The following is a 23,287-nucleotide window of genomic DNA, read 5'->3' on the forward strand; positions in this document are numbered from 1 at the left end:
GACCGCCCTTGTCCTCTGTTCAAGGGAGCACGCGCCATCCTCCAAACGTCATCGTCTGGTACGGATTTCCGGTACCACCCCCTTTCCGAAAGTCAGGCTTGACTAAACACAGCCAAGCAGCCATGAACCGCTCTGCGAGCGCGGAGCGGGCATCATCCGTCATCGCGCCCCATGTCCCGCCGAACTGGCGCGGGTATCCGGAGCGCTGTCGCCCGCAGGCACGGCGCGCCATGCCGGAGCGGGCCCGTTCTTGCGTCTGGGCGATCCTTGTGCCAAGGTGGGGGAGGGCAATACTGCGACATCGTGGAGATCGAGGATGCATCATGGAACTCAACGGCTACATTGACCACACCAACCTCAAGCAGAACGCGACGCAGGCAGACATCGAGCGCCTGTGCGACGAAGCGGTCGCTCATCACTTTGCCACCGTGGCAATCAACTCCTGCTGGACCGCGCTTGCGGCCAAGCGCTTGGCGAGCACAGGCGTGGGCATCACTGCCTGCATAGGGTTCCCCTTGGGCGCATGCTCCACGCAGGCCAAGGCCGCTGAGACTGCACAGGCTGTCGAGGATGGCACCACCGAAGTGGACATGGTGGTAAACGTCGGCCACCTCATCGCGGGAGACGACGCCTACGTGAAGGACGATATCGCTGCCGTTGTGAAGGCCGCTGCCGGACATCCCGTGAAGGTGATTCTGGAGTGCTGCCTGCTCGATGACAAGCAGATCGTGCGTGCCTGCGAGGACGCCGTCGCAGCGGGTGCCGCCTTCGTGAAGACCAGCACTGGCTTCTCTACCGGCGGCGCAACGGTTCATGACGTGGCGCTCATGCGCAGGACCGTGGGTACCCGCTGCAAGGTCAAGGCGGCAGGCGGCATCCACACCAAGGACGGGGCGCTCGCCATGGTCGAGGCCGGGGCGGACCGTCTGGGCTGCAGCGCCGGCATCAAGATCGTCGAGGGGTAGCGCCGCCGACCCCCACGGCATCAAAACGCATTCGGTCCGGCACTGCGCCCAGTGCCGGACCGAACTCCCAAAACAAGCAGTCAGCCCCCGCTAGCTCACCACGACAGTCCCAAAACCCAAAGACCGCGCCAACGCCTCTATGTCGTCCATGCGCTCGTCCGAGGGGGACGGGGCGTTCTCCATCTTCCCGCGCACGCCAAAGCGGCGAAAGCGCATGAGTCTCAGCCGCGTAGCCGCTGTCCTCTCGCGCAGCACGTCTGCCGCCCCACGGACGGCATCCTCGGGGTCGTTCCACCCCTCGGTCACAATGACGCGCAGCTCAGCCAGTTTGCTCTGCTCGGCAAGGAACGCGAGGTTCTTCCGCACCGCTACGCCGTCTTTTCCCGTAAGCGAGACGAACCACGCATCGTCCCAGCACTTAAGGTCCAGCATCACGCCATCGGACAGTGCGAGGAGGCTCTCGTGCTCGGAGAAGTCCACGGTGCCGTTTGAGTCGATAAGGCATCCCAGCCCCGCGCCTCGGCACAGCGAAAAGAACTCGGAGAGAAACTCCGGATAGAGCATGCACTCGCCGCCCGAGCAGGTGACGCCGCGAATGAAGGGCGCATAGGAGCTCACGCGCTCAAAGGTTTGATGGGCGTCCAGGTAGAGGATGCGCGGCGAGGAGCGATGGGGGCACACGTGGATGCACGTGTCGCACCTCACGCACGTGGCTGGGTTCCACTCGACGGTGCCGCACGCCATCTTGAGGGCGCCCACGGGACATGATTTCACACAGATGCCGCACCCCACGCAGAGCCGCTGCGTCTCGGGGTTGTGGCAGTACGCGCAGTGGATGTTGCACCCCTGCACAAACACCGAGCAACGCGCCCCCGGTCCGTCGACCAGCGAAAACGGGATGATGTTGTTTATCGGTACGTGCGCGGACACCGCTGCGCCCCTACAGGCGGACCTTGCGGTCGGCGAGGTCGTTCGCACGCCAGTTGCCCTCGCCGTCGTGCGAGGTATCGGCAAGCACGGCCTCCCCACGCGCGAACTTCTCCATCTCGGAGCGCTTTACCAAGAAGCCCGTAATGCGCACCAGGTCGCTGTCGGACGAGTAGAACGAGAGGTACTTGTCGCCGATGGCAAAGGCACCCTTCACCACGTCGAGAATGGCGTCGGGGTTGGACTCGGCCGTGGGCTCCACGGGGAAGATGTCCGAGACACCGGCGTTGAAGAAGCGGTGCATGCGGGCGCTGTGGCGGATGTGGTCGTAGAAGACCTCAGGCTCGTCGCCCACCTTGATGCGCACGCCTGGCGTGACGCCCTCCATGTCGGCAAAGCCGGCCTGCGCGTGCAGTGTGAAGCGGTTGCCGGCCACCTCGGAGTACACGGCGGGAAATTCCAAGACCTGCTTGTAGACCTGGCGCATGATGTGATCGGCAAGGTCGTTGGCCTCGTCGTCGGTGCCATAGGCGCGCTTACCGCCGAGCCTCAGCAGCTTTGCCACGCCCTCGCTCATGCCGGCCACGCCAAACATCGCGCAGAAGCGGTCTCGGCTGATGAGCCCCTCCTCGGCAAGGAACGACGTCTCAAAGAAGTTGGACTCCTCCACCAGGAACTTGATGCGGGAGTTCATGTACTCGAGCAGCGCGCCTGTGGCCGAGGGGAGGACGTTGTCCATGAAGTCGTCCACGCTCGAGGCCATGTCGGCAAGGCGCGGGAACAGCAGGCGGTCAAGGCAGTAGGAGCCGCCGCCCATGGGGAGCACGTTGTAGCAGCTCACGACCGTGTAGCCGCCGGGGTAGGTCTTGCGGTGGATGCGATCGTTGGCAAAGGCGGGGTTTGCGCACCTGAGGGCGGTCTTGACGGCGAGACGGGCAAAGCCGCCTGGTGTGATGGCGGGGTCGTACTTGAGCGTGAAGTTGGGGACTGCGTTAGCAAGCTCCTGCTCGACCTCCATGAGCAGGCGGCCGGCGCGCGTCTCCTTGGGGCCAATGTTGGCGTGGCAGTATCCGCTGGCCACGGTGCGGTCGATGTAGTCGAGGAAGTGACGAAATCGTGCCCTGACCTCCTCGTCCGTGTAGCCATCGAGGTAGGGGTCAAGCATATGGTCAAGCTGTCCCACATAGACCGGCCGACTGGTGACGGAGGGCACGTTGTCGTAGAGCATCGCCAGGCCCCACAGCGCGTCATCAAGGGTCTTGGGCGCATCTAGGCGGAGAAACTCGCTGCCCTGCGCCAGGAACTTGCCGTAATCCGGGCAGATGTAGCGCGGGCGATACGGGGCGTTGCCCTCGCACATGTAGTCGATGCCGCCGTGCTCAAAGAAGTAGTCGGCCTCCTTGGGGCGCTTGATGGGGTCGATGCTGTTCTCTGCCGCCTGTGCCAGGTGCAGAAGCTTCTGCTTGTAGGTAAGGTTGCTTGCCGTGCAGATGTCGTAGAACTCCTGGGTGTTGTCGATGGTCTTCATGAGCGCGGTCTCCCTTCGCTGGTGTGTACTCCCTGGCCAAGTTCGTTGCGGAGCATTTTCTCGAGAAGCGCGAACGCCTCTCGGTCGATTACGATCTTTCGGCCCTCAAGGCGAGCCATGCCGGCGCCGGCAAGCGAGGCCACCGAGCGGCTCACCGTCTTGGTGCTTACGCCGATGCGCTCGGCAAGCCGTGCGCGCGTGAGTGGCACCACGAGGCGCTCGCGTCCGCCTTCCTCGTAGAGCTGGCAGAACACATGGGCAACGCGCTTTTCGGCAGTCCATGTGAGAAGCGAGCGCTCGTGGCTTGACTGGCTTGCGAGGCGTTGCACCACCCAGCGCGAGCGGGCGAGAAGCGCTTCGGCGTCGCCGGTGAGCCACGCGAGATAGTCGCTGCTCGAGGTGCGGAGAAGCTCGGCGGGCGTTGTCGCCGTGAGGGAGCTGTGGTAGAAGGGGCTGGCGCCGATGGCCTCCATCTCGCCAAAGACGACAGGGGCGCGGAACTCATCGATTACGTAGGTGCCGCCGTCCACGAGGGGGCTTGTCGAGGCAATGGTGCCACGCGTGAGCACGTAGATGTAGCTAAAGCGGTCGAGTTCGTGCACCAGCTCGTCTCCCTTGTCCAGACGGGCAAGGGAGCACCTGCTGAGAAGGGCTGCGGGGATGCGCCCGGCCCAGGGGAGAAGCCTGTCTCTAACCGGAGCGTCCAGGCCGGACAGGTAGCCGAGCGTGTCCATTTTTGCCTCCCTCCAGTGCATGCTGCCAGCATACTAGGCTGGCGCGGGGTGGAGAGAAAAGGACATTTGTCCTGTTGCGTGATTGCGGTGTCTACTTTGTCGGTGGACGGCCGGGGCGGGGGTGCGGGTGGCCGTGGGCGGCGCTGGGGCACGGGTGCGGGATTGTTGCGCGCAATAATCCCAGCGGAGAAGGGCTATCCGGCACGGGCCGTCGCATAAGCGCGCTTCGGCATCAGCCCGGCGCCGGGCGCCCCTACGCCTTCGGGTGCGCCGCATGCCAGTTGCGAACGGCCTCCTGGTAGATGTCGCCGTCGGTCCGGCAGGGGACAAACTCGTTGCCCTCGTGCTGGCGCGTCTCGTCACCTTTGGCGAGAAGGCAGAGAATCGCAGGCCCCTCGCCCTCGTAGCCAAGCTGAACAGCGCGGTGAATGGCCTCCTTGCGGTCGAGAATCACCTCGTACGCCGTCCCCGCAGGCGTGGCGTCTGCCATCTGCTGGCAGATCTCCTCCACGGGGTCGTTTGCTGGGTCCTCCTCGGTATAGATGAGGTAGTCGGCGTACTTGGCCGCCTCCTCGGGAAGCTCGCGCCGGCGCTCGTAGGCCTTGCCGCCGGGCGCACCAAAGACGGCGATGATGCGATACCCGGCGAACTCTTCCTTAACCGAGGGGAAGAACCGCTGGTAGGAAAGCCTGTTGTGTGCGTAGTCCACCAGCGCGACCACCTTGGCGTCGGGGCTGGGGAGAAGCTCCATGCGTCCGGGGACGCGGGCGCGCGAGAGGGGCTCCGCTATTCTCTCGTAGCCAATGCCCAAAACCTCGCAGATGGCTATCGTGGCCAGTGCGTTGTCCACGTTGAAGAGGCCGGGCATGCCCAGGGAGACGGTCTCCTCCCAGCTGGGCGTGTGCGCGGTGAACGAGACGGTGCCGTAGCCCGTCTGGATGTCTGTGGCCCACACGTCGGCCGAGTGGTCCTTCGCCGAGAACGTTACCACGCGCTCGCAGCGACCCGCACTGTCAAGGATGGTCTCAATCTCGTCGGAGTCAAGGTTCACCACAGCAGCGCGTGCCTGGTCAAAGATGTGGAGCTTGCTCTGGAAGTAGTCCTCGAAGTTGGGATGCTCCACGGGGGAGATGTGGTCGCGGCCAATGTTCAGGAAGCATGCCACATCAAGTCCAAGGCCCAGGACGCGGTCGTACTTGAGGGCCTGGCTCGAGACCTCCATGTCCATGTAGGCAAGGCCCGCCTTGCGAGCGTTTGCCAGGTGGCGCCACAGGTCCGGTGACTCCGGCGTGGTGTTGTGGCTCTCCTCGCACTCGATTCCGTCGAAGGTCTCGATGGAGCCCATGACGCCTGCGTGGGCATAGGGCTCGTCTCCGTCGAGAACCGCGCGGAGCATGTAGGACACCGTGGACTTGCCCTTGGTGCCCGTGATGCCTACCACCTTGAGGTCGCGGTCGGGGTGACCAAAGGCCTCGGCCGAGACAAGCGCCATGGCGCGGCGCAGGTCGCTGGCGACAAGTGCGGGGACGCCTGGTACCGTGGCTGCAAGCTCGCCGGCGCGGTTCTCGTCGCAGAGATAGGCCACGGCGCCCTTTTCGAGCGCAGAGGCGAGGTAGGTTGGCCTGAACGCAGCTCCCTTGCACACAAAGACGTGGCCGGGGACAACGACGCGAGAATCGCAGTCGGCTCCGGTGACGGGCGTCGAGCCCTTCTCGGTGGTGACATTTGCGGTGGTGGCCAGCAGCCCCTCGGCGTTGAGGAGCCGGGCGAGCGATGAGAGTGTAGTATCCATGGGGCCAAGTATAGCAGCCGTCGTCTTCCTTTTCTGGTCGAGGGGCAGGCTCACCGGAATGACGGTTGGTGGCAGTTTTGGGTAAATTTCTTATATGTAATCGTTGAAGTCGCAAACCCCTGGCCTGCGAATCAACAAGAATCGAACCAGTTTGTACTCGGGGTGACCTCGAAAAACTGCCACCAACCGTAAAAACGTGCCAATCGCGACGAGATTCTTTCGGCCAGGCTGCTCCACGGCCCGGACGCACTGCGATCGGAGGCGGATCTCTCCTCACCCGCGACCATCAGCAGCCGTTGCCTCGGCCAGAGTCCTTTTCTCCACCGGTTCCGTGGTACACTCGCTACGCAAGGGCGATTGGCGCAGTGGCTAGCGCAGGTGCCTTACACGCACAAGGTCGGCGGTTCGAATCCGTCATCGCCCACCATGAGTACACGTGGGGCCGGTCGGCGTGAGCCGGCTGGCCCCGTTGCATGAGCGTCGGCGGATGCGCGCCGGCAGACAGGAGGCCCCATGTCCCAGGAAGGCGCAGCTCGGCCGGAGCGCAGCTTTGACCGAGCCGTCAACGAGATGCGCCCGGTCAAGCTGACCCCAAGCATTATGAAAAGCGCGGACGGGTCGTGCCTGGCGGAGTTTGGCGACACGCGCGTCCTGTGCGCGGCAACTATCGAGGAGGGTGTGCCCAAGTGGCGCGGCGCCAGCCGAGATGGTTGGGTTACTGCCGAGTACGCGATGCTCCCTGCGGCGACCAGCCGCCGTACCCCGCGCGAGTACAAGGGGCGCAAGGGTCGCTCGATGGAGATCGAGCGCCTGGTGGGGCGCTCGCTTCGGGCTGTGTGCGACCTGCGCCACCTGGGCGAGTTCACGGTGACCGTGGACTGTGACGTTATCCAGGCCGACGGCGGCACCCGCACGGCCTCTATCACAGGTGCGTGGGTGGCTCTCTACGAGGCGCTTTCTGCGGCAAACGCCAAGGGTCGTATCAAGCGCATCCCCCTCACGGGACAGGTGGCGGCCATCTCGATGGGCGTGGTGCGCGGCGTCGAGCTGCTCGACCTCGACTACCCGGAGGACTCCCGCGCAGATGTGGACATGAACCTCGTGGGCTCCTCGAGCGGATGCATTGTGGAGGTCCAGGGCACAGGCGAGCGCGCGACCTTCGACCGCGAGCAGCTTGGGCGCCTGCTTGACCTGGGGCAGGCGGGAATCGACCAGCTCCTCCAGATCCAGCGTGACGTCACGGGCTTTGGCGCGTAGGGGTCGCACCGGGCGTATGCAGATGCCATCAGGGGTCGCTCGCGAGTAGGCAGAGAAGGGACACATCGTGGCAGCAGTAGATATCGCAACGCTTGACCCGGCGCACACCGTGGTCGTGGCTACCGGCAACGCTCACAAGGTGACAGAGATCGAGGCCATCCTCTCCAAGGTCATGCCGCAGGTGCGCTTTGTTGCCCTAGGCGAGCTGGGGGACTTCCCCGATCCCGTCGAGGACGGCAAGGACTTCTTCGAGAACGCGCTCATCAAGGCGTGCGCGGCCATAAAGGAGACCGGCCTTACCATGACCGTTGCCGATGACTCCGGCCTCTGCGTGGACGCCCTCGACGGCGCGCCCGGTATCTTTTCGGCGCGCTGGGCGGGCGAGCACGGCAACGACGATGCCAACAACGAGAAGCTCCTCCGCCTTATGGCAGGCGTACCGGACGAGAAGCGCACGGCGCGCTTCCACTCGACGGTTGTGCTCGTGCGGGGCGAGGAGGTCCTTCGCGGCGACGGCAACTGCGAGGGCTTCGTTGGCCACGTGCGCCGCGGCACCCACGGCTTTGGCTACGACCCGCTGTTCTTGCCCAACGACACCCCAGGCAAGGCCATGGCCGAGCTGCTTCCAGAAGAGAAGAACGCCATCTCCCACCGCTTCCACGCGCTGGAGGACCTCGCCGCCAAACTATGAGACAAATGAGACGAACGGAATGAGACAAAGGGAGTTTCCCTTTGTCTCATAGCTACTTGAGGGTGCAGAGGCTCTTTGCAACCTCGGCGCCAAGTGCGACGTTGTTGTACACGAGGTGGATGTTGGAGTCGAGCGAGTCGCCGCCGGTGAGCTCGGCCACGCGGGCGAGAAGGAACGGCGTGACATCCTTGCCGTGGACGCCCTTCTCGTCTGCCTCCCTCAGGGCTTGGTCAATGGCCTTGTCCATCTCGCCCTTGTCGAGCGAGTGCTCCTCAGGGATGGGGTTGCCCACGAGCACGCCTCCCCCAAGGCCCATCTCGCGCTTGGCGTGGAAGATCCTTGCAAGCTCCTCGGGGGTGTCTACCTCATAGTCAACGCCAAAGCCGCTGTGGCGCGTGTAGAACGCGGGCAGCTCGGAGGTCTGGTAGCCAAGCACGGGCACGCCGTGGGTCTCGAGGTACTCAAGGGTAAGCCCAAGGTCGAGAATGGCCTTGGCACCGGCGCAGACAACCAGCACGGGCGTATGGGCAAGCTCCTCGAGGTCGGCGGAGACGTCCATCGTGGTGGCGGCACCGCGGTGCACGCCTCCGATGCCGCCGGTGGCAAAGACCTGGATGCCGGCCATATGCGCAATGATCATCGTGGTGGTAACGGTGGTGGCGCCGTCCTCGCCGCGCTCGACAATCACGGGAAGGTCGCGGCGGCTCACCTTGGCCACCTCGCGGCCCTTCTTGCCCAGGTAGTCAATCTCCCCCTCGGAGAGGCCCGCGCGCAGACGACCGCCAATCACGGCGACGGTGGCAGGCATTGCCCCGTGCTCGCGGATGATGCGCTCGACCTCAAGGGCGGTGTGGACGTTCTGGGGGTAGGGCATGCCGTGCGAGATGATCGTGGACTCGAGGGCCACGACGGGGCGGTTCTCGTCGAGCGCCTTTTTGACCTCCGAGGAGACATCGAGATACTTGTTGAGCTCCTTCACTGCTGTTCCTTTCTCGCGCTTGGTTCGAGTGCTGGATGCAAGTACCTAGCGCGGTTTATTTCTCCACGTTGGAAAGCCCTGCAGCATCAATGCGGCGACGGATACCCTCCGTGGTGAGGTACGGACTGATGGTCTCGGGCGACTCGGCGCACACAGCCGCGGCGGCAAGGCCGGCCGCGCCCGCTTCTGCAAGGCCGCCACCCATAAGAGACGCCCAGGCGATGGCTGCCATCATCGTGTCGCCGGTACCCGTGGCGTTCACGACATTGTGGGCGATGGTAGGAAGCTTGAACTCGGTCTCGTGGTCGGCGCAGTAGATGCCACCGTCGCCTAGGGAGATAAACACGCGCTTGAGGCCAGTGCGAAGCAGCGTTTTTGCGGCAAGCCGCAGCGAGTCGTCATCGGTGATGGGCACGCCCGAGAGGGCTTCGGCCTCGAGGAGGTTGGGCTTGAGCGTATCAATCCTGCCGAGAATGCCCTTGAGCTTTACGGCCTTCGCTGTGGAGACGGGGTCGCAGAAGAGGGGCACCGTCACCTTTTTCGCAAGGTAGCTCAGGCTCTCCTTGGGGATGTTGGTGTCCACAACGCAGATGGCTGCGCGGTCGATCACGTCAAGGCGGCGTTCAAGGGTTGCGGGCACCAGCTTGTCGAAGATCTTCATGTCGGCAACGGCCAGCTGCATCTCGCCCTGCTCGTTCATGATGAACACGTACGAGGAGGTCGTGGCACCGGGCATCGTCACCGAGTCGTTCACGTCGATGCCCGCGCGGCGGCAGCTCTCAGCGAGGTCGCGCCCTCGGGCGTCGTCACCAAAGGCGGAGATGAGCTTAACGTCGCAGCCCAGAAGCGCAAGGTTGTGGGCCACGTTGCGCCCAGCCCCTCCGGGCGACATCCGCACGGTGCCGGGGTTCGAGTCATGCGGTATGAGCGTGACATCGGGCTTGCCGGCCACGTCCATGTTGGCCCCACCAATAACCACCACGTAGGGACGGTCGGAAATGATGTACTCGCGGCCTAGGATGGCACCCTTCTTGATGAGATTGGAGATGTGGACGGCAACCGAGGAGCGTGTTATCTGCGCCCTCTCCGCGATCTCGCGCTGCGAGATCGATGGGTTCGCCCTGATCCACCCGAGTATCTGTCGTTCCCGCTTTGTAAGCATGGTACTCCTTTCCGTCGGGACACCAAAACAAATTAAACAATATCTTACTAAACTAATCAAATATAAATATATTTCATCACATTTGAGAACAAATCGATATGGGCGGTTGACGGCAGCATCTAGCCAGCTGACGGTCAATAAGGCATGATACACAAGACTCTAAGTGATTGTTGAAGAACTGTAAGCGACTGCCGTCCAACGTCTCGGCATAGCCGTTCGACTGGTAGTTGAGGGCAAGTGGGCGGAGATAACAGAAACCAACATTATCATGTTTTTCTAATGAACAGCTGTAACCCAGGTTGGTGTAGGCCAGGCATTCTCAGCGGGAGGAGTCGCCGATGGGACGTCGCGTATTTCTCGTGGTACTAGATAGCTTTGGCATCGGGGCCGAGCCCGACGCTGTGGAGTGGGGCGACGAGGGCAGTAACACCCTGTGCGCCTGTGCCACTACGGGCGAGCTCAAGGTTCCCAACATGGCGTCTCTCGGCCTGCTCAACATCGAGGGAGCGCTGGAGTCACCCTATGACGTGGACCTCGCGCCGGTGGGGGCGCCCACGGGGACGTTCGCCCGCCTGCAGGAGGCCTCTGCCGGCAAGGACACCACGGTGGGCCACTGGGAGATGGCCGGCGTCATCTCGCCCAGGCGCTTTCCCACCTACCCCAACGGCTTCCCGCCCGAGGTCATCGAGGAGTTCGAGCGCCAGACGGGCCGTGGGGTCCTCTGCAACAAGCCCTACTCAGGCACGCAGGTCATCCACGACTACGGCCGCGAGCAGCTTGAGACCGGCAAGCTCATCGTCTACACCTCGGGCGACTCCGTCTTCCAAGTCGCCGCACACGAGGACTTGGTGCCCCCCGAGAAGCTCTACGAGTACTGCCGCATCGCGCGCAGGATTCTCACGGGAAAGCATGGCGTCGCTCGCGTCATCGCGCGCCCCTACACGGGCGAGTGGCCCAACTACGAGCGCACGCCGAGAAGGCACGACTTCTCGCTGGAGCCCACGGGCCGCACGATGCTCGACGTGCTCAAGGACGACGGGCAGGACGTGCTCTCCATCGGCAAGATCTACGACATCTTCGCTCACCGCGGCATGACCGGCCACGTCTTCACCTCGGGCAACCCCGAGGGCATCGAGCGCACCATCGAGGCCACGGGCCGCGACTTCGCGGGCCTGTGCTACACGAACCTCGTGGACTTCGACATGGTCTATGGGCACAGGAACGATGCACCCGGCTACGCCCGCGCGCTCAGCTACTTCGACGAGCGGCTCCCGCGCATCGTGGCGGGGCTGCGCGAGGACGACCTGCTCATGATCACGGCGGACCACGGGTGCGATCCCGTGACGCCCTCCACGGACCACTCGCGCGAGTATGTCCCCTGGCTCGTCTGCGGCCCGCGCGTGCGTGCCGGCGTGGACCTGGGCACGCGACCCACGTTCGCGGACGTCTCGGCGACGGTCCTCGACTACCTGGGAGCACCCGCGCTCCCTGCGGGGACGTCGCACGTCGACCAGATTCTCAAGTCCTAGCGGCACTTTGTTTGCTCGGCACGTAACTTTGTGTACGGGGGAGGGCTTCCTCCCTTGAGGGAGTGGCGGCTTTGCCGCCAAAGGACGCCGACCTTGCGGGGACGGCGAGAGGGAAGGGATGAACATGGCATACGGGAGCAGCTTCACGCGTCGTGGGTTCCTGAGGGGTGCCGCGGGGGTGTGCGCACTTGGCCTCTCTGGCGCACTCATCGGTTGCGGTGGGTCCTCTTCGGGCTCGTCCTCGTCGAGTGACTCCTCAAGCGCTGGCTCAGGTGGCAGCTCGTCGGCCGCCCACAAGATCGAGATGGTCACGGACACCGGTGGCGTGAACGACCAGTCGTTCAACCAGCTCGCTTGGTCGGGCCTCCAGCAGCTTCAGAATGACGAGGGGTGGCAGGTGAGCTACCTCGAGTCCAAACAGGAGTCTGACTACGCCACCAACCTCGACAAGGCCGTCGACGACGGTTCCGAGCTTGTCTGGGGCATTGGCTTTGCCATGGCAGAGGCCGTGGGCAAAGCTGCCGCTACCAACCCCGACGTGCAGTTTGCCATCATCGACAACGCCAACCCCACCGACGGCTCCAACCTTACCGGCGTGCAGTTCCGCGCCCAGGAGCCCTCGTTCCTCGTGGGCTACATCGCTGCCCGCACGTCCAAGACCGGACAGGTTGGCTTCGTGGGTGGCATCTCCAGCGACATTATCGACCAGTTTGAGTACGGCTACAAGGGCGGCGTTGCCTACGCCAATAGGGAGCAGGGCACAAACGTCGAGATCCAGGCCCAGTATGCCGAGAGCTTCTCGGATTCTGCCAAGGGCAAGTCCATTGCCTCCAAGATGTTCTCCAGCGGCTGCGATGTGGTGTTCCACGCTTCCGGTGGCACAGGTACCGGCGTGATCGAGGCCGCCAAGGACGCCGGCAAGTTTGCCATCGGCGTCGACATGGACCAGTCGTTCCTGGCTCCGGACAACGTTCTCACCTCGGCCCTGAAGCGCGTCGATGTGGCCGTGGCGGACGTCTCGAGGAAGCTCATCAACGGCGAGACCAAGGGTGGCTCCAACATGAATCTCGGCCTCACCGAGGGCTGCGTGGGCATCCCTGAGGACCACTCCCTCATGGACGATGCCGTCTACCAGGCCGCCGTTGCGCTTGAGGACAAGATTAAGAGCGGCGACATTGTGCCGCCCGCCAACTCCAGCGAGCTGGATGCGTTCACCAGCAAGCTGTAGCCACAGCGGCAGGGCGCCCCACATGTGGAGGTGCCCTGCCTACTCATCGAGAAGGGGAGATGAGCCGTGGAGGTCAGCTCCGAGTACGCCGTGCAGATGCATGGGATAACAAAGACGTTTGGGTCGTTCAAGGCCCTGGATAACGTGAGCCTGGACGTGAAGAAGCAGACGGTCCACGCCATCCTAGGCGAGAACGGTGCCGGCAAGAGCACGCTCATGAACGTGCTGTACGGCCTGTACCAGGCAGACGAGGGCGAGGTCTACCTCTCAGGCCAGCGCGTGGACGTGAGGAGCCCGCTTGACGCCATTGGACACGGCATTGGCATGGTGCACCAGCACTTCATGCTCATCGAGAACTTCACCGTTGCCGAGAACATCGTCTTGGGTGACGAGGTTTGCAAGGCCGCGGGCGTGCTGGACATGGCGCGGGCCAAGAGGGAAGTCGAGAAGATTGTCGACGAGTATGGCTTTGAGGTCGACCCTGATGCCCGCATCGAGGACATTACCGTTGGCATGCAGCAGCGCGTCGAGATCCTGAAGGCGCTCTATCGCGGCGCCGACACCCTCATCTTGGACGAGCCCACGGCCGTGCTCACCCCGCAGGAGATTGACCAGCTTATCCAGATCATGCGCGGGCTTGTCGTCAAGGGCAAGACCGTGATCATCATCACGCACAAGCTGAAGGAGATCATGGCCTCTGCCGATGCGTGCACGATCATCCGGCGTGGCGTCTATATGGGTACCGTCGACGTTGCCAAGACATCCACGGAGGAGCTTGCCTCGAAGATGGTCGGCCGTCACGTGAACCTTAAGGTGGACAAGGCGCCGGCGCATCCGGGCGAGCCTGTGCTCAAGATCTCTGACCTGCACGTGAAGGACACGCGCGGCATCGAGCAGGTGCGCGGGCTCAACCTCGAGGTGCGTGCCGGAGAGATCGTGGGCCTCGCAGGCATCGACGGCAACGGCCAAGACGAGCTTGTCGAGGCAATGGACGGCTTGGTCAAGGTGGAGTCTGGCACCATCGAGGTAAAGGGCGCCCAGATCCAAAACACCACGCCGAGAAACGTCCTCGACCACAAGGTCGCTACCATCCCGGCAGACCGTCAGCGCTTTGGCCTGGTGCTTCCCTTTAGCGTGGCCGAGAACTCCGTGCTCGAGCGGCACAACGAGGATGCGTTTGGCACGAGTGCCACGCTCGACTCGAATAAGGTTCATGCGTTTGCCGAGGGGCTCATCAAGGAGTTCGACATCCGCCCGGCAGACTGCGCAGACCATCCCGCGGGCGGACTTTCCGGTGGCAACCAGCAGAAGGCCATCATCGCGCGCGAGGTCTCAGGCGAGCCCGACCTGCTCATCGCCGTTCAGCCCACGCGAGGACTCGACGTTGGTGCCATCGAGTTCGTGCACAAGACGCTCATCCGCGAGCGCGACCGTGGCGCGGCGATCCTTCTCGTCTCGCTCGAGCTCGACGAGGTGATGGACGTGTCCGACACCATCGTCGTTATCCACCATGGCCAGATTGCGGGCACGTTTGCGCAAGGCACGGTTAGCGAGGAGAAGGTCGGCCTTCTCATGGCAGGGGGCGAGGCAAAGTGAGCATCGTGTCAAAGGCGCTGAGGAAGCCGATAGCCTCTTCCGTCATCGCCATCCTGGTTGGCTTTCTGGTGGCCGCCATCGTGCTGGCGAGCGCCGGCTACGACCCGGGCGCCTCGTTTGCGGCGCTCTTCTCGGGCATGCTCAGCAAGCCCAAGTACGTCTCGAACGTAATCATCAAGGCCACGCCGCTTCTGTTCTGCGGCATCGCCGTTGCGTTTGCGTTTAGGGTGGGCCTCTTCAACATCGGTGCCGAGGGCCAGTACATTTTGGGTACAGTGGCTGCCACAATCGCGGGTGTCTCGCTTGACCTTCCGCCCGTGCTGGAGATTCCGCTCGTCGTGCTCTCTGGAGCCATTGCCGGCGCCCTCTCCGGCGCGCTTGTGGGATGGCTCAAGGCCAAGTTTGGCATTCACGAGGTCATTACCAGCATCATGTTCAACTGGATAAACCTCTACATCTGCAACTACGTTGTGACGCTAGACGCCTTCCACCAGCCCAACTCCACCGGCAGCTATCCCGTGAACGATTCCGCGCTCACCATGGTCTTGCCTCAGTGGAAGGTCTCTGAGGAGGGCATGGCTGCCCTCTCGAACATCCCCTGGCTCAAGGAGATGCTGGTCAAGACCGATGCCAACGTGGGCATCATCATTGCTGTGGTGGCCGCCATCCTCATTGGCTGGCTGCTCAAGCGCACGAAGGTCGGCTACGAGATGCGCGCCGTGGGGTTCAACCGCGATGCCGCCCGCTTTGCCGGCATCGACGTCGAGAAGAACATCGTGCTCTGCATGCTGGTCTCGGGCCTTCTCTGTGGACTCGCTGGCGCCCTTACCATCACGGGCGTCTCGCCTCATGGCATCTCGACGCTGGCGGCGTTCGAGAACAACGGCTTCAACGGCCTCTCCGTGGCGTTTATCGCGGGCTGCTCACCCGTGGGCTGCATCCCGGCCGCATTGCTCTTCGCAGGCCTCATCTACGGCGGACAGACGGTCCAGCAGGTCATGGGCGCCCCCTCCGAGATCATCAACATCATGATAGGCACCATCGTGTTCTTCATGGCACTGGGCGGCATCGTCCCCATGCTCGTCGACCACGTGGAGCGCAAGCGCGCCGAGAAGGCCGAGAGGGCCGCGGCTGCCGCTGCCGCTAGCAGCGGTGCGGCCGCTGCGGAGGCCGCTGCCGTGCCGGAGCCCCCTGGCGCCGGGGCCGGCCCGGACGGTGCCGACGCGCCTGTGCCGGAAGCGGGCGCACCCTCGATGGGCTCGGATGACCACGGAAAGGAGGGGGGCAGCAATGCTTGATAACATCGTACTTGCGCTCTCCATTACGCTCATGTATTCCACACCGCTTGTGTTTGGCGCGCTTGGCGGTGTCATCTCAGAGCGCTCGGGTGTCACCAACATCGGCATCGACGGCATGATGAATGTTGGTGCCTTCGCGGGCGTAGCGGGCAGCTACGTCTCGGGCAACCCCTGGGTTGGCCTTCTGTGCGCGGGCATTGCCGGCGGCCTTGCGGCCCTGCTGCACGCATTTGCCTCGGTGACGTTTGCTGCCGACCAGACCATCTCGGGTGTGGCCATCAACCTGCTCGCCCCTGGCATTGCCCTTTTCGCCTGCAGACGCATGTTCGACGGCGCTGCCATGTCGCCCATCGTCACCACGCTCCCCAAGCTCATCGACCCCTCCGTCCTCCAGGGGACGCCGCTTGAGAACATGAACCTCGACGTCACAGTTCTTCTCGGCCTCATCGCCGCCGTGGTCATGTGGTTCATGCTGTATCGCACCAAGTGGGGACTGCGGATTCGCTCGGTGGGCGAGCACCCCGAGGCCGCCGAGACGCTGGGCATCAGCGTGTATCGCACGCGCTACGCCTGCGTGATCCTCTCTGGCGTGCTTGCCGGGTTTGGCGGAGCGTCCATGACGTTGGCCATCATCTCTCAGTACACGCAGACCGCCATTTGTGGTCAGGGCTTCATCGCGCTTGCCGCCGTCATCTTTGGCAAGTGGACGCCGCATGGTGCGTACCTTGCGTGCCTGCTCTTTGGCTTTACCCAGGCGCTTTCCATCATGCTGGGCGGTGGCGCCGTGCCGGTGCCCAGCCAGATTCTGGCCATGCTGCCCTACGCCATGACCATCATCGTGCTCATCCTGTTTGTGGGTCGCTCCGTTGCCCCCAAGGCAGATGGCGTGCCCTACGTCAAGGGCAGCCGCTAGGGATTCCGGAGGGCTTGTCTGGGAAGGTCCCGTCGGTCTCGTCGTTTAGAGCCGTCTAACCGTTCGGAAAATCCCTGAACAGCGAATTCAAGCGACTCACAGCTAGGAAGGTCTCGTCATGGGTGTGTCTGATACCAAGCTCGCGCGCCTTGCGCTTGAGGCGCGCGAGAGGGCCTATGTGCCGTACTCGCACTTCTCTGTGGGCGCAGCCCTTCTCTGCGCCGATGGCAGCATCTACCAGGGGTTCAATATCGAGAACGCCGCGTATACGCCGTCGAACTGCGCCGAGCGCACGGCATTCTTCCGCGCCGTCTTTAAGGGGCAGCGCAACTTTGCGGCCATCGCCATCGCGGGCGGCCCGGAGGGCGAGGATGCCACGGAGTGGTGCGCGCCATGCGGCGTGTGCCGTCAGGTGATGCGTGAGTTCTGCGACCCGTCCACGTTTCGAATCGTTCTCGCGCGCTCTGATGGGGGCCTGCGCACCTTCCTCCTGCGCGAGCTTCTCCCCGAGAGCTTTGGCCCGGAGGACCTGGGACGCGAGGGCGCAGCGCACGCGACGGAAGAGAGAGGGGCTAGCCATGCGCATGTACGACATCATTGAGGGCAAGCGCGACGGACGCGAGCTTACCGACGAGGAGATCGACTTCTTCGTCAAGGGCTATGTTGCCGGCGACATCCCCGACTACCAGGCCTCAGCTCTGTGCATGGCCATCTTCTTCAAGGGCATGACCCCGCGTGAGACGGCGCGACTCACCCTTGACATGGCGCACTCCGGCGAGTTCGTTGACCTTTCCAGCATCCCCGGCGTGAAGGTGGACAAGCACTCCACCGGCGGCGTGGGAGACAAGACGACCCTGGTCATCGCACCTGTCGTGGCATCTCTGGGCGTGCCCGTGGCCAAGATGAGCGGACGTGGCCTTGGCCACACCGGGGGCACGCTGGACAAGCTCGAGGCCATCCCTGGCTTCACGACCGCGCTTGGCCGCGAGCGCTTCCTCGACGTGGTGCGCTCGGTGGGCTGCGCTGTGGTGGGCCAGACGGGCAACCTCGTTCCGGCAGACAAGAAGCTCTACGCCCTGCGTGACGTGACGGCGACAGTCGACTCCATGCCCCTCATTGCGTCGAGCATCATGAGCAAGAAGATCGCTGATGGCACGGAGAAGATCCTTCTTGACGTCACCTGCGGCAGCGGCGCCTTCATGAAGACCATCGATGCGGCGATTGGGCTCGCAGAGGAAATGGTGACAATCGGTGAGCGTGTGGGCCGTACCACGGCTGCGCTCATCACCGACATGGACCGCCCACTTGGGCACAACGTGGGCAATGCGCTCGAGGTCATTGAGGCTGTGGAGACGCTTCGTGGCAAGGGCCCCGCCGATCTTGCTGGCGTCTGCATCGAGCTTGCGGCCAACATGCTTGAGCTTGCGGGCGTAGGTGACGTGGACACGTGCCGCGGGCTCGCTCGCGAGCAGATGGCAAACGGCCGGGCACTCGAGAAGTTCGAGCAGATGGTGGCCGCGCAGGGCGGCGACGTTGCCTACATCCGCGACACCGCTTGCTTTGGGCGGGATGCCTGCAGTCGAGAGGTGCGTGCCAAGCGGGAGGGATGGGTCTCTCACATGGACACCGAGCGCGTTGGCATTGCATCTGTGGCACTTGGGGCCGGGCGCGCCACAAAGGAAGATTCGATCGATCCGCTCGCAGGCATCGTGCTGGCGAGAAAGACCGGTGACGAGGCGCGTGAGGGTGACCTTCTCGCAACGATCTATGCGGCCGACGAGGCTCGTCTCGACGAGGGAGAGGCGATTCTCCGCAACGCCTACGAGATCTCGGACGAGCGTCCCGTCGCGGAGCCCCTCGTCTACGCGCGGGTTACGCGCAAGGGAGTCGAGCGGTTCTCGTAGAGGGGCTGGCGCACCTGCGATAGAATAATGCCGTAGGGGCATGCGCCCCGCGTCGCCATGGACGGGCAGGGGCCTCGACGTGACGAGTCCCTCTTTAAGGTAATCGCGACCTCGCCCTGGTGGCCGCACACGTCAGGCGTGGCCTTGTATGCCACGGGGCGGGTGCCACGGGAGGCCACTCGCCTGAAGAGGAAGGGGCTCTCATGAGAATCATCCGTACCAAGGACTACCACGATATGAGTCGCAAGGCGGCAAACGTCATCTCTGCCCAGGTGATCCTCAAGCCCAACAGCGTCCTTGGCCTTGCCACCGGCACCACGCCCATTGGTACCTACGAGCAGCTTGCCGAGTGGAACCGCAGGGGTGACTGCGACTTCTCGCAGGTAACCACCTATAACCTGGACGAGTATCGTGGCCTTACGCACGAGCACCCGCAGAGCTACCACCACTTCATGCGCGAGAACTTCTTCGACAAGATCAACATCGACCTTGCCCGCACGTTTGTGCCCGATGGCGCCAACCCCAACGCGGACGAGGCCTGCAGCGAGTACGACCGTATGGTGCGCCAGGCCGGCTATCCTGACCTGCAGTTACTTGGCATTGGCCGCAATGGCCACATCGGCTTCAACGAGCCCGATGACCACTTCTCCAAGGGTACGCACTGCGTTGACCTCACCGAGAGCACCATTCAGGCAAACAGCCGCCTCTTCGACAACGCCGACGACGTGCCACGCCAGGCGTACACCATGGGCGTACAGACCATCATGTACGCGCGCAGCATCCTCATCCTGGCGTCTGGGCCGGAGAAGGCCCAGGCCGTCTACGACATGTGCTATGGACCCGTTACGCCGCAGTGTCCCGCATCCATCCTGCAGCTGCACACCAGCTGCACCGTGATTGCGGACGAGGAGTCCCTGGCGCTCTGTCCCGAGGCGTAGGCTTGCTGGGCTAGGGGCTGCCGGTGGTGTTCGCCGGTGGCCCCCTGCTTTTCTCGGTGTCGTTGCTTCTCGCCTTGCGGTTAAACGCTGCGGCTGAGGCACGGTCGGCTGGTCCAGTGGTCTGGGGTGCAGCCCTCAGGGTCTTGCTGGCAAGAAGCCAGCAGACTGGCTGGCTGCTTGCTCTCTGCGCCCTGCAATCCTCCTTGGCTTTCTGCACTGGCCGACAAGTTGCGTCGTGCGTACGCATGATTGGGGAAATTTGACAGGGTCTCGACGTTCGCCCAGTTGGGCGAGAGGGCCATGGCAACAGATGGCGATGGTGCGTACGCACGATGACGGTTTCCTGCCAGCTTGAGGCTTCTGAAGGGCGGCATCGGCAGAAAATCCTCGTTGTGCGTACGCATGACGTCGAAATCTTGACATCGGGGATGTCTGATTGCCGGACGTTGGCGGTCGCGCTGGCCACCATAACGAAAATCTGTGCCCTTTTTGGCGGAGGATGGGACTGGGCGTGCCCCTACGCCAGAACCGTGAGTCCCTTGGGATACGAGTTGAGCACCTCGCATCCGTCCTCGGTCACGATGACAAGGTCCTCGATGCGCACGCCTACGTCATCCGGCAGGTAGATGCCTGGCTCGATCGAGAAGCACTGCCCGGGACGTACGGGCTCATCATGCGTGGACGAGACATCGCCCGGCTCGTGGTCCTCAAGGCCAATCTGGTGGCCCAGCCTGTGTGTGAAGTACGGGCCCCAGCCCGCGTCCTCAATCACCGATCGCGCAGCCCTGTCTATCTCGGCAAACGTGACTCCGGGACGCACGATGGCCTCGGCAGACTCGTTTGCGCGGCGAACGCACTCGTAGACGGCGCGCTGATGCTCCGTAGGCTCTCCGTAGAAGAACGAGCGGGTCATGTCCGAGCAGTACATGTCCTGCCTGCATCCCACGTCGAAAAGGACCACGTCGCCCTTGGCCAGCGTGGTGCCGTCGGGGGAGTGGTGTGGGTCGGCGGCGTTTGCCCCAAAGCTCACGATGGGGGCAAACGAGTGGTCCTGCGCGCCCAGCGAGCGATAGGCGCCGAGAAGCCCGCCTGCAATCTCCTGCTCGGTCACGCCGTCGTGTACCTGGGCGACAAGCCACTCCATGGCCTTATCGTTCGTGCGCGATGCAGCGCGCATGAGCTCCTGCTCCTCGGGCGTCTTCACAGAGCGCGCGTCATCTACCGCGGCAGACCCCAGCTTGAATGCCGATGCTGTGCCGGCCTCCTGAAGCGGCACCAGCCAGCGTGCGGCAAGCTTCTTGTCAACGCCGAGGGGAGCATTGTGGTCTGTGACCCCTACAACCAGGGGCATGGGATCGTCGGTGTCATCGAAGGTCCGAATGTCGCCGCATGCGGCGGTGGCGTCGGGGAAGAGGCGGTTTGCAAAGAGCGTCGATGAGCCATTGGCATTGAGGTAGAGCGCAAGGAACCTCTCATAGGGCTCGGTGTAGTATCCCGTGAGGTAGTAGATCGACATGGGGTCTGAGATGAGCGCCTGCGAAAGTCCCATGTCGCACAGGTTCTCGATGATCCGTGCCCTTCTCGTCTCATCCATCGCGTCCTCCTTAGCCGTTTGACGCCGGAAGTGTAGCACGTGAGACAGGGGGACAGTCCCTTTGTCTCTCTTGTCTCTGTCTCACGACTCGTGGTCTTGTCATGCTGTTCAGTTTCCCATATGGGAGAACGCTGTTTTGTCGGAGTATGATGGCACTTCGTTCATTCGGTACTTGGGCCAGCCATGGCCCTGTTGGGAGTCTCATGGAGAGCGACATTCCGTCAGTTAACCGCATCGACCAGATTCGTGACGAGTTCAAGACCCTCGAGGGCCAGCGTGTGAAAGTCCGCGCCAACATGGGCCGCTCACGCATCGTCGAGCGCGCGGGAACCCTGGTACACGTGCACCCGTCCCTTTTTGTGATTGAGGTCGAGGAGCGCCGCGGCCGCAAGGCCCGTCAGTCCTACCAGTACGTCGACGTGCTCACCGGCACCGTCGAGCTTTACGACATGAACACGGGTGAGCGCCTGCTCGAATACGCGGCAGAGTCCTCCGAAGAGTAGCTCCGTCGGAGGTTGCATGCCGCGCTCACGTCGACAGACCGTACGGGTACCATGCAAGGTCAACCTTCATCTGGGCGTCCATGCCGAAAAGGACGCGCGTGGCTACCACCGCGTCGACTCGGTCATGGTGCCGGTTGGCCTCTGCAACACGATCGTTATCGAGTCAGCGCCCGAGACCAGCATCTCTTTCGATCCCGCGCTCGATGACCCTGTGCGGCGCAACGCCACCCAGCGGGCGGTCGAGCTCCTCTCACGCAAGCTCGGCGCAAAGGAGCGCGTGGCCATTCGCATCGAGCGCCGCATCCCCAGCGGCGGAGGCCTTGGCAGCTCCTCTGCAGACGCCGGTTCCGTTCTGCGCATGCTTGCGGCACGCTGGGACGTAGACCCTCTTGACCAGTGCGTTGTTAGCGTTGCTCGCCGCGTGGGCGCAGATGTCGCGTTCTTCCTCCATCCCGTGCCCTCGCTTCTGAGGGGCGCGGGTGACACGCTGGAGAAGACCTTCCCGGATCTTGTCGGCGTTCCCCTTGTGCTCGTGATGCCTGAGAGATGCACCAGCTCCACGCGCGAGGTCTATGAGGAGTTCGACTGCATGCCCGAGGTGCCGGAAAGCCCCAACGCCCTGTGCGATGCTCTGGCAGCCAGCGACGTCCTAGGCGTTGCCGAGAACCTCTACAACAACCTCGCCCCGGCGGTACTTCGCCTGAAACCCGCCATGGAGGAGCCTGCAGTCTGGCTCGCTAGGCAGCCAGGGGTGGTGGCATCACAGATAACGGGCTCGGGGAGCTGCTCGTTTGCCATCTGCGAATCGGCTGATGCCGCCGTGCGCATTGCCCATGCTGCGAAAAATGAGCGTGGTTGGTGGGCGAAGGCCGTGTTTACGGTTGGTTTGGACGGCCAATTCTGCTAAAGTGTCGTCTGCTTACGGGACGTGGCTCAGCTTGGTAGAGCGCTCGGTTCGGGACCGAGAGGTCGCTGGTTCAAATCCAGTCGTCCCGACCAGAAATCGCAGGCCAGAGGCTTAGCGCCTCTGGCCTTTCGCTTTAGTTTGGCCACGAGTTGCCGCAAACCCTGCTTCCGACCTGCGCAAACGACGCCCATTCCGAGAACCAGTCTATGTCCCATGCACCTCGTACCATTTCGGTTAGTCCTACCTGCTCGAAATGATGTCGCCGCTGGAAAGGCCGTCGGCCTTCAGCCCGATGGGCTGGTCGCCCATCTCCTGCGTGAGTCTCGCCCTCCTTGCCATGCCAGGCCACCCCCTCGAAATCGTAAAGTCCTGCAGCCTGAATCATCCGACGATGTCACAGAGGGATGGAGAAGGATAAAATCAGCCCAACAGGAGAAGGTGCCTTGCCGTGCGTGCAACCAAGCACCTATCGGATAGAAGGAGCGTCCCATGAGGATGAACGCCGCCAATCTCATCACGCTAGCAGTCGTCGCCGTTTACCTGATGCTACCCGTGGACCTCATCAGCGACGTGATTCCCGTAGTCGGCCAGCTGGACGATACGATTGTGGCGGTTGCGGGCCTTGTGTCGACCATGGCGCGGCTCAAGTCTTAGCCCCCATCCCGCGCTCCCTGCGGCCCTTGAGGTGTTGATGTTTACTAAGAAATAGCTCAATGGAGCTGCGGTGAGAATCCTGGACCAAAACCCCTTACGCTGCCAGGCCCAAGTCCCTCCGGCACTGCATGGGGCTCCTATCTTCAAGTCGTTGCATCTGAGAGCCGGATACCGGATGCTTTGATGCA

At 63.2% G+C, this 23,287-nt stretch carries 21 protein-coding genes and 2 tRNA genes; 16 read left to right on the plus strand and 7 right to left on the minus strand.

Going from position 1 to position 23,287, the window contains the following annotated elements:
* The first annotated feature begins 323 nt into the window (after positions 1-323).
* Positions 324-965, plus strand: coding sequence for a deoxyribose-phosphate aldolase (deoC, locus tag ACO59D_RS10895; RefSeq protein ID WP_485127005.1), 642 nt, complete (start codon positions 324-326; stop codon positions 963-965).
* A gap of 90 nt (positions 966-1,055) precedes the next feature.
* Here deoC and ACO59D_RS10900 read toward each other — a convergent pair whose 3' ends face one another.
* The 4 genes from ACO59D_RS10900 to ACO59D_RS10915 all read right to left on the minus strand — a co-directional run bounded on the left by ACO59D_RS10900 (position 1,056) and on the right by ACO59D_RS10915 (position 5,946).
* On the minus strand, positions 1,056-1,895 hold the full coding sequence (locus tag ACO59D_RS10900; protein WP_485127006.1) for a YjjW family glycine radical enzyme activase: 840 nt from the start codon (positions 1,893-1,895) through the stop codon (positions 1,056-1,058).
* A gap of 10 nt (positions 1,896-1,905) precedes the next feature.
* Positions 1,906-3,420 carry a YjjI family glycine radical enzyme gene (locus ACO59D_RS10905; RefSeq protein ID WP_485127007.1) on the minus strand — a complete coding sequence of 505 codons (1,515 nt, stop codon included), beginning with the start codon at positions 3,418-3,420 and terminating at the stop codon, positions 1,906-1,908.
* Positions 3,417-4,154 (minus strand): Crp/Fnr family transcriptional regulator, encoded by a 738-nt coding sequence (locus tag ACO59D_RS10910; protein WP_165443544.1) that lies wholly within the window; start codon positions 4,152-4,154, stop codon positions 3,417-3,419. The genes ACO59D_RS10905 and ACO59D_RS10910 overlap by 4 nt, the downstream gene beginning before the upstream one ends.
* A gap of 253 nt (positions 4,155-4,407) precedes the next feature.
* Positions 4,408-5,946, minus strand: coding sequence for a Mur ligase family protein (locus ACO59D_RS10915; RefSeq protein ID WP_485127008.1), 1,539 nt, complete (start codon positions 5,944-5,946; stop codon positions 4,408-4,410).
* Between the two features lie 351 nt (positions 5,947-6,297).
* Here ACO59D_RS10915 and ACO59D_RS10920 point away from each other — a divergent pair.
* From ACO59D_RS10920 to rdgB, 3 genes are all read left to right on the plus strand, one after another.
* Positions 6,298-6,373 (plus strand) — tRNA-Val (locus tag ACO59D_RS10920).
* A gap of 86 nt (positions 6,374-6,459) precedes the next feature.
* The gene (gene rph / locus ACO59D_RS10925; protein ID WP_130811272.1) at positions 6,460-7,203 is read left to right on the plus strand and encodes a ribonuclease PH; all 744 of its coding nucleotides are present in this window, start codon (positions 6,460-6,462) and stop codon (positions 7,201-7,203) included.
* 67 nt (positions 7,204-7,270) lie between these two features.
* Positions 7,271-7,894, plus strand: coding sequence for an RdgB/HAM1 family non-canonical purine NTP pyrophosphatase (gene rdgB, locus ACO59D_RS10930; protein ID WP_130811271.1), 624 nt, complete (start codon positions 7,271-7,273; stop codon positions 7,892-7,894).
* 52 nt (positions 7,895-7,946) lie between these two features.
* On the opposite strand, the gene ACO59D_RS10935 is transcribed toward rdgB, so the two are convergent.
* Together ACO59D_RS10935 and ACO59D_RS10940 are read right to left on the minus strand one after the other, a co-directional pair.
* A complete protein-coding gene (locus tag ACO59D_RS10935; RefSeq protein WP_130811270.1) occupies positions 7,947-8,873 on the minus strand; it encodes a pseudouridine-5'-phosphate glycosidase in 927 nt (308 codons plus the stop codon).
* Positions 8,874-8,928: 55 nt separating this feature from the next.
* Positions 8,929-10,035 carry a PfkB family carbohydrate kinase gene (locus ACO59D_RS10940; protein WP_485127009.1) on the minus strand — a complete coding sequence of 369 codons (1,107 nt, stop codon included), beginning with the start codon at positions 10,033-10,035 and terminating at the stop codon, positions 8,929-8,931.
* 338 nt (positions 10,036-10,373) lie between these two features.
* Between ACO59D_RS10940 and ACO59D_RS10945 the strand changes: the two genes are divergently transcribed.
* The 8 genes from ACO59D_RS10945 (at position 10,374) to nagB (ending at position 19,441) form a co-directional block, all read left to right on the plus strand.
* Positions 10,374-11,564: a phosphopentomutase gene (locus ACO59D_RS10945; RefSeq protein WP_485127010.1), complete on the plus strand. Its 1,191-nt coding sequence runs from the start codon at positions 10,374-10,376 to the stop codon at positions 11,562-11,564.
* A gap of 118 nt (positions 11,565-11,682) precedes the next feature.
* The gene (locus ACO59D_RS10950; protein ID WP_485127011.1) at positions 11,683-12,792 is read left to right on the plus strand and encodes a BMP family lipoprotein; all 1,110 of its coding nucleotides are present in this window, start codon (positions 11,683-11,685) and stop codon (positions 12,790-12,792) included.
* Positions 12,793-12,858: 66 nt separating this feature from the next.
* Positions 12,859-14,388 (plus strand): ABC transporter ATP-binding protein, encoded by a 1,530-nt coding sequence (locus ACO59D_RS10955; protein WP_485127012.1) that lies wholly within the window; start codon positions 12,859-12,861, stop codon positions 14,386-14,388.
* Positions 14,385-15,686 (plus strand): ABC transporter permease, encoded by a 1,302-nt coding sequence (locus tag ACO59D_RS10960; RefSeq protein ID WP_485127013.1) that lies wholly within the window; start codon positions 14,385-14,387, stop codon positions 15,684-15,686. Before ACO59D_RS10955 ends, ACO59D_RS10960 begins: the two co-directional genes overlap by 4 nt.
* Positions 15,679-16,599: an ABC transporter permease gene (locus ACO59D_RS10965; RefSeq protein ID WP_485127014.1), complete on the plus strand. Its 921-nt coding sequence runs from the start codon at positions 15,679-15,681 to the stop codon at positions 16,597-16,599. Before ACO59D_RS10960 ends, ACO59D_RS10965 begins: the two co-directional genes overlap by 8 nt.
* Positions 16,600-16,717: 118 nt before the next feature.
* Positions 16,718-17,200, plus strand: coding sequence for a cytidine deaminase (gene cdd / locus ACO59D_RS10970; protein WP_485127015.1), 483 nt, complete (start codon positions 16,718-16,720; stop codon positions 17,198-17,200).
* Positions 17,178-18,503, plus strand: coding sequence for a pyrimidine-nucleoside phosphorylase (locus ACO59D_RS10975; RefSeq protein ID WP_485127016.1), 1,326 nt, complete (start codon positions 17,178-17,180; stop codon positions 18,501-18,503). The genes cdd and ACO59D_RS10975 overlap by 23 nt, the downstream gene beginning before the upstream one ends.
* A 203-nt stretch (positions 18,504-18,706) precedes the next feature.
* Positions 18,707-19,441 (plus strand): glucosamine-6-phosphate deaminase, encoded by a 735-nt coding sequence (nagB, locus tag ACO59D_RS10980; protein ID WP_485127017.1) that lies wholly within the window; start codon positions 18,707-18,709, stop codon positions 19,439-19,441.
* Positions 19,442-19,958: 517 nt separating this feature from the next.
* On the opposite strand, the gene ACO59D_RS10985 is transcribed toward nagB, so the two are convergent.
* The gene (locus tag ACO59D_RS10985) at positions 19,959-21,035 is read right to left on the minus strand and encodes a M24 family metallopeptidase (protein WP_485127018.1); all 1,077 of its coding nucleotides are present in this window, start codon (positions 21,033-21,035) and stop codon (positions 19,959-19,961) included.
* A gap of 203 nt (positions 21,036-21,238) precedes the next feature.
* Between ACO59D_RS10985 and ACO59D_RS10990 the strand changes: the two genes are divergently transcribed.
* The 4 genes from ACO59D_RS10990 to ACO59D_RS11005 all read left to right on the plus strand — a co-directional run bounded on the left by ACO59D_RS10990 (position 21,239) and on the right by ACO59D_RS11005 (position 23,099).
* The gene (locus ACO59D_RS10990) at positions 21,239-21,538 is read left to right on the plus strand and encodes a Veg family protein (RefSeq protein ID WP_130811261.1); all 300 of its coding nucleotides are present in this window, start codon (positions 21,239-21,241) and stop codon (positions 21,536-21,538) included.
* A gap of 16 nt (positions 21,539-21,554) precedes the next feature.
* Positions 21,555-22,445 carry a 4-(cytidine 5'-diphospho)-2-C-methyl-D-erythritol kinase gene (locus tag ACO59D_RS10995; RefSeq protein ID WP_485127019.1) on the plus strand — a complete coding sequence of 297 codons (891 nt, stop codon included), beginning with the start codon at positions 21,555-21,557 and terminating at the stop codon, positions 22,443-22,445.
* Positions 22,446-22,460: 15 nt separating this feature from the next.
* Positions 22,461-22,537, plus strand: a tRNA-Pro gene (locus ACO59D_RS11000).
* Positions 22,538-22,934: 397 nt separating this feature from the next.
* The gene (locus ACO59D_RS11005) at positions 22,935-23,099 is read left to right on the plus strand and encodes a DUF1232 domain-containing protein (RefSeq protein ID WP_130811259.1); all 165 of its coding nucleotides are present in this window, start codon (positions 22,935-22,937) and stop codon (positions 23,097-23,099) included.
* Positions 23,100-23,287 lie beyond the last annotated feature (188 nt).

Source organism: Tractidigestivibacter sp. (assembly GCF_057241865.1).